At 28.0% G+C, this 4,919-nt stretch carries 3 protein-coding genes and 1 pseudogene; all 4 read right to left on the bottom strand.

Going from position 1 to position 4,919, the window contains the following annotated elements; translation table 11 throughout:
• Window positions 1-216: pseudogene (aspA, locus tag WBG30_RS14970) on the bottom strand (aspartate ammonia-lyase); the annotation flags it as partial.
• 64 nt (window positions 217-280) lie between these two features.
• Window positions 281-1,513, bottom strand: coding sequence for a dicarboxylate/amino acid:cation symporter (locus tag WBG30_RS14965; RefSeq protein ID WP_424505457.1), 1,233 nt, complete (start codon window positions 1,511-1,513; stop codon window positions 281-283).
• Between the two features lie 486 nt (window positions 1,514-1,999).
• On the bottom strand, window positions 2,000-2,881 hold the full coding sequence (locus WBG30_RS14960) for a response regulator (RefSeq protein ID WP_424505456.1): 882 nt from the start codon (window positions 2,879-2,881) through the stop codon (window positions 2,000-2,002).
• 14 nt (window positions 2,882-2,895) lie between these two features.
• The gene (locus tag WBG30_RS14955; RefSeq protein ID WP_424505455.1) at window positions 2,896-4,161 is read right to left on the bottom strand and encodes an ATP-binding protein; all 1,266 of its coding nucleotides are present in this window, start codon (window positions 4,159-4,161) and stop codon (window positions 2,896-2,898) included.
• Between the last annotated feature and the right edge of the window lie 758 nt (window positions 4,162-4,919).

Here is a 4,919-nt window from a genome sequence, read left to right as displayed (position 1 = left end):
AGCTTCTGCAACATCTTTCTCTATTACTCCAGCTTCTAAGTTCATAAGTGATGTAGCTTTTTTAACCATTGCCATTGATTTAATAAATGTCGATGATAATTTATATCCTGTGATTCCAAAGTTATTTTTTGCTCTTAGTGATTGAATCCCATAATATGCATTTGCAGGTACTTCCATTGTTCCCAGTGAATCGCCTTCAGTTCTAAATTTAATCATTTTTTATTCTCCTTTTAATATTTAATTATTTTAAATTAAAACTAATTATACTAAACTAATAAAATTAGTGTATCATATTTACTTGTATAGTTTTTACGTCCTTTAATTCATTTTCAGTTGCTGCTATAACAGTTGATGCAGCTAAATCACCAACAACATTTATGGAAGTTCTTGCCATATCTAATATTCTGTCAATACCAGCAATTAACGTTATTCCTTCAAGAGGTAATCCAACAGATGCTAAAACAACAGAAAGCATTATTAGTCCTCCTCCAGGTATACCTGCTGTACCAATTGCTCCTAATGTAGATGTAAGAACAATCGTAGTCATTTGAGAAATTGTCAAATCTACTCCATATATTTGCGCAACAAACATAGCACAGACTCCTTGGTATAAAGCTGTTCCGCCCATGTTGATAGTCGCTCCAAGAGGGAGTACAAAACTTGCTATTTTATTTGATACACCTATATTATTTTCTATACACCTTATACTTACAGGTAATGTTCCTGAACTACTCGTTGTACTAAAAGCCATAGTTGCTGCAGGAAGTATTCCTTTTAAAAATTTTATCGGACTATATTTAGCAAAAACTTTTACTGTTACACAGTATACAAACAAAGTTTGTATTAAACATCCTATATATACAGCTCCAATCACCTTAAGTAATGGTAACAAAACTGCCATACCATTTGATGCAACTACTGGTGTAATCAAACCAAATACTCCTATAGGAGCTAATGCCATAATTAATCCTGTTATCTTGTACATGATCTCTGCTAAACTGTCAAAAAAACTAATAAACGGCTTGCTTTTATCTTCGGGTAAAGATGTCGTACCAATTCCCAAGAAAAGAGCAAATGTAATAATTTGTAACATATTCCCCTCAACCATTCCTCTCAATGGATTCTTAGGAATAATGTTTAATAAAATATCTATTATCGGTGGTGCATCCTTTGCAGCAATGGTATTAATATTAACCGGCATGCTTAATCCTAATCCTGGATTAATAACTTTACTTAGGATAATACCTATAGTTACTGCAAAAGCAGTTGTAAATAAATAATAAGCTAATGTTTTTCCACCAATTCTTCCTAGAGTTTTAATATCTCCTATACTTGCTGCTCCTACAATTAATGAGGAAAATACCAATGGTACAATAAGCATTTTAATCAAATTTAGGAATAATACTCCAAATGGTTTAATAAATGTGTTTGCTATATCTGGATTATTTTGTAAAAAAAGACCTACTACAATACCTCCAAACAAACCAATAAATATTTTTGTTGTTAACTTCATTTTCTTCAAAAAATCAATCCTCCCTATATTTTATATTTTTAACAATTAATGTATGTAAGTTTTTAATTCTTTCTAAAATTAGATAAATTTTAAAGTTTTTTTCGAAGCTCCCCAATACTTCTTTGTTTATGTTGTTCAGATAAAGCCATAATAGTTCTAAAAAACAATAACAAGTTCTAATTTTGAACTTACATGTTATTTGCTTATAAAGGATACAACGTGCCAGACATATTCCGACATAACAATACATAATAATACAAAAATTTTTGTTTTCTTATTTTTTGAGACTATTTTGATTAACGAAAAAAAGACTATATAAATGCTTTGGTTTAATTAACTAAATAAAAAAATAGGGAATTCTCTCCCTATTTCAAATGTGTTTATGTAGATTTTTTATATAACTAGCTCCTCAATAATGTAGAATTTTTAATTTTACTATGCAATAAACTATAAAATTTTTTACTGAGATAAGTTCCATACATTTTATTAAAAACTAAGCAAGATTAGAATTCCCTCAAAAAATTTTTTTATATTTATTTTTCCGCAATATGGAGATTTTTCTCTTTCATAGTCCATTTGTTTACGAACCTCTTTAAAATCAAAGATACTGCTATAGTATTTTATAAAGGTATCATTACCATAATCTTCAATACCAAGGTTTGCAATATTTTGAAGAATTTTATTTATTGTTCTTCGAATTCTCTGTTCTATTGTGCTAATATTTATCTCTGTTCCTTCATTTTTTTCGTGGAATAATTTTAGATGCTTGTACACATCAAAAAGTTTATATTGTTGATTTGAGGAATAAGATTGTTCTTTTATCCATATAATAGCTTCCAAAATATCTCTATGCCCGAGCTCGCCTAAAACTCCGAGTTCTAACAAAATCAGATTAACATCTTTTTTTATGTCTTTTTTTTCTAGTTCTGATTTATCAGGAGCAACCCTCAAACTATTCATATTTTTGAAGGCAGTTTCAAATGACGCAATTACATTAGACATCTGAATTTTTTCTTGAACTTTTTTTATTACTGATAAAACTTCCATAACATTTATGGGCTTGGATATAAAAAATTCTACCCCACTCTTATAAGCTTTTGAAATCATCTCTGGTGATTTAACTTCTGATATCATTATAAATGTTGTCTCTAAGTCTGTATTTCTCAGATCATTTACAATCCCGATACCATCAATATTTGGAAGAAGAAGATCTACTAAAACAATATCAGGTTTCAAAGACGTGATCTCCTTTATAGCTTTTTCACCGTCATCTGCCACCCCTAGAATTATCCCAAGTTCATTTTTTAAGATAATAATTTTCAATATTTTTTGTATTGCAGGATCATCATCGACTATATAAAAATTCATTTAAATGCACCTCCCTATATCAAATTTATGATTGGTATTTTTATTGTAAAACAGGTATAAACATTTTGGATGCTGACACAATCAAGTTTTCCCTCATAGTACTCTTCTACAAGGTTTTTAACATGGGAAAGTCCTATCCCCGTGGACATTTTTCCTGTGATCTCATCATATTTTGTTGAAAAGCCAGGTTGGAATATTAATTTGAGGTCTTCTTTTTCAATTCCAGTCCCATTGTCAGTAATTGTTATCAATAAATTTTTCTTTTCTTCCGTATTCTCTACTGTGATAAAACCATTTTTTTCAATAGCTTCTATAGAGTTTATTATCAGGTTGTTTATTATTGATATGAGCGATACATAATTTTTTAATTCTATATTCTTTTTCGTTTTAAAATTAAAATAGATATTTTTATTTGTAGATTGTATGGATTTTTTAGTGCTATCTTCAATAATCTTCATGACATCTAAAAAGGTCATTTTGATTTGTTTATCTTCTAGCTGAAGGCTATTCTCGATACCGGAAACTACTCTAAAATAATCTTTTTTGATTTCGTGTATATTTAGGGATATCTCAAGGGCATACTTTTTAAGTCTACTATTTTTAAGTTGATCATAGAGAATATAACTTTGCTCCATCGTGTATTCTATATCCTTGATAGATTTTTTTAGGAAAAAGACTTCGGTTTTCAATTTTGATACAAAAAGAAGGGAATCTTTATATTCTTTTTCCTTTTTATCGTTGTCATACCTTTTTTTTATGTGGAGGACTAAAATATAAAAAAAATACACCACAAAAGCCCTGACAAGCCCGATTAAAATAGCTTGTAATACTGCTATTTTAAATGGTAAATTTGGCCATATATTAGTTATGGAAAGTTCCAGAATATTAGAAGTGGAATCACATATCCAAAGACTTAAAAGAAGAAGGGAAAAATGATTTTTTTTGCCTCTTACATCAAGAATAATAAAGAAAAAGCCGTAAGATATATAGAAAAAAGTCACAGGAAAATATTTATAAAAAGCTTCCATATAAAAAAGATTATCAACATTCAAAAAATCAACAAAAGCTCTGAAAGTCGTCATTAATAGACCAATAGGGGTACACAATTGTAATACAGGTATATCTTTAAAAAACAGCAAAGCTATAGGTAGAACAATAACTGCAAAGGAAAACCTGAACCATGTGGTAACAGGACTGATGTAAATTTGTCCCATAAATATAGTTATAATAGAAACAATAACCATGTTTTCAATATGTTTATTTTTCCAATTTAAAATCAAAATATCACCTCGATTATATATATATAATTATTATAATTTATCTGTATTTTACAAAAAAAGATTTATACCTAAGATTGTCAAATTAAATGCAATAGTTAGGTTCTCTGAAGAATGATATAGGCTATTTGCATTTAATGAAACAATGCAAGGTTGTAAAAAATAACACAGGTAATGATACTAATGATAATATAACATAAATTAAATTAATTTATAACTAATTATGTTTAAGTTTTTGTATTTAACATTATTATGCTAGATTAAAATTTTTATTCTTTCGTTTCATTTTTTATAATATATAGGACCTTAAAATAAGAAATACCCATTGATTTTGTTACCTCATAAATCAAATTTTAGTAATAGATATATTATAACTTTAGAATTATTTTTTTAAAATTAAAAATGAACACTAAATATTGTTAAAAATTATACAAACTTTTTTTTAGCTATAATAAAAATAAAATAAAATCATTATAAAAAATTAGGATGTTAGGTTTGTTGTCTTTTTTTAGAACAAAACTAGAAAAATAAAGGTGTATAACTAGTTTTATAAAAATTAAAGTTGCGTACCGGTATAGGGTATGTTAAAATAGTTTTATTGATGTTACGTGAAAAAAAATACAAACTAAAAGAAATAGGAGGAGTGAAATGAGCAAAAGAATACTAGTAGTAGGTGGAGTAGCAGGTGGTGCATCATCAGCAGCAAGATCGAGAAGATTAGATGAAAATGCAGAAATAATAATGTTTGAAAGAGGTCCAGT

Origin of the sequence: Psychrilyobacter sp., from assembly GCF_049671765.1 — a bacterium.
In the GTDB taxonomy this organism is placed as follows: Bacteria; Fusobacteriota; Fusobacteriia; order Fusobacteriales; family Fusobacteriaceae; genus Psychrilyobacter.
Note: the sequence above shows the minus strand (reverse complement) of the source record. Positions and strands in the feature narration are given on the sequence as shown.

Excerpts from the sequence above, each read along its gene's own strand:
- WBG30_RS14965 (WP_424505457.1), bottom strand. The coding sequence starts at position 1,513 with ATGAAGTTAACAACAAAAATATTTATTGGTTTGTTTGGAGGTATTGTA.
- WBG30_RS14960 (WP_424505456.1), bottom strand. The coding sequence starts at position 2,881 with ATGAATTTTTATATAGTCGATGATGATCCTGCAATACAAAAAATATTG.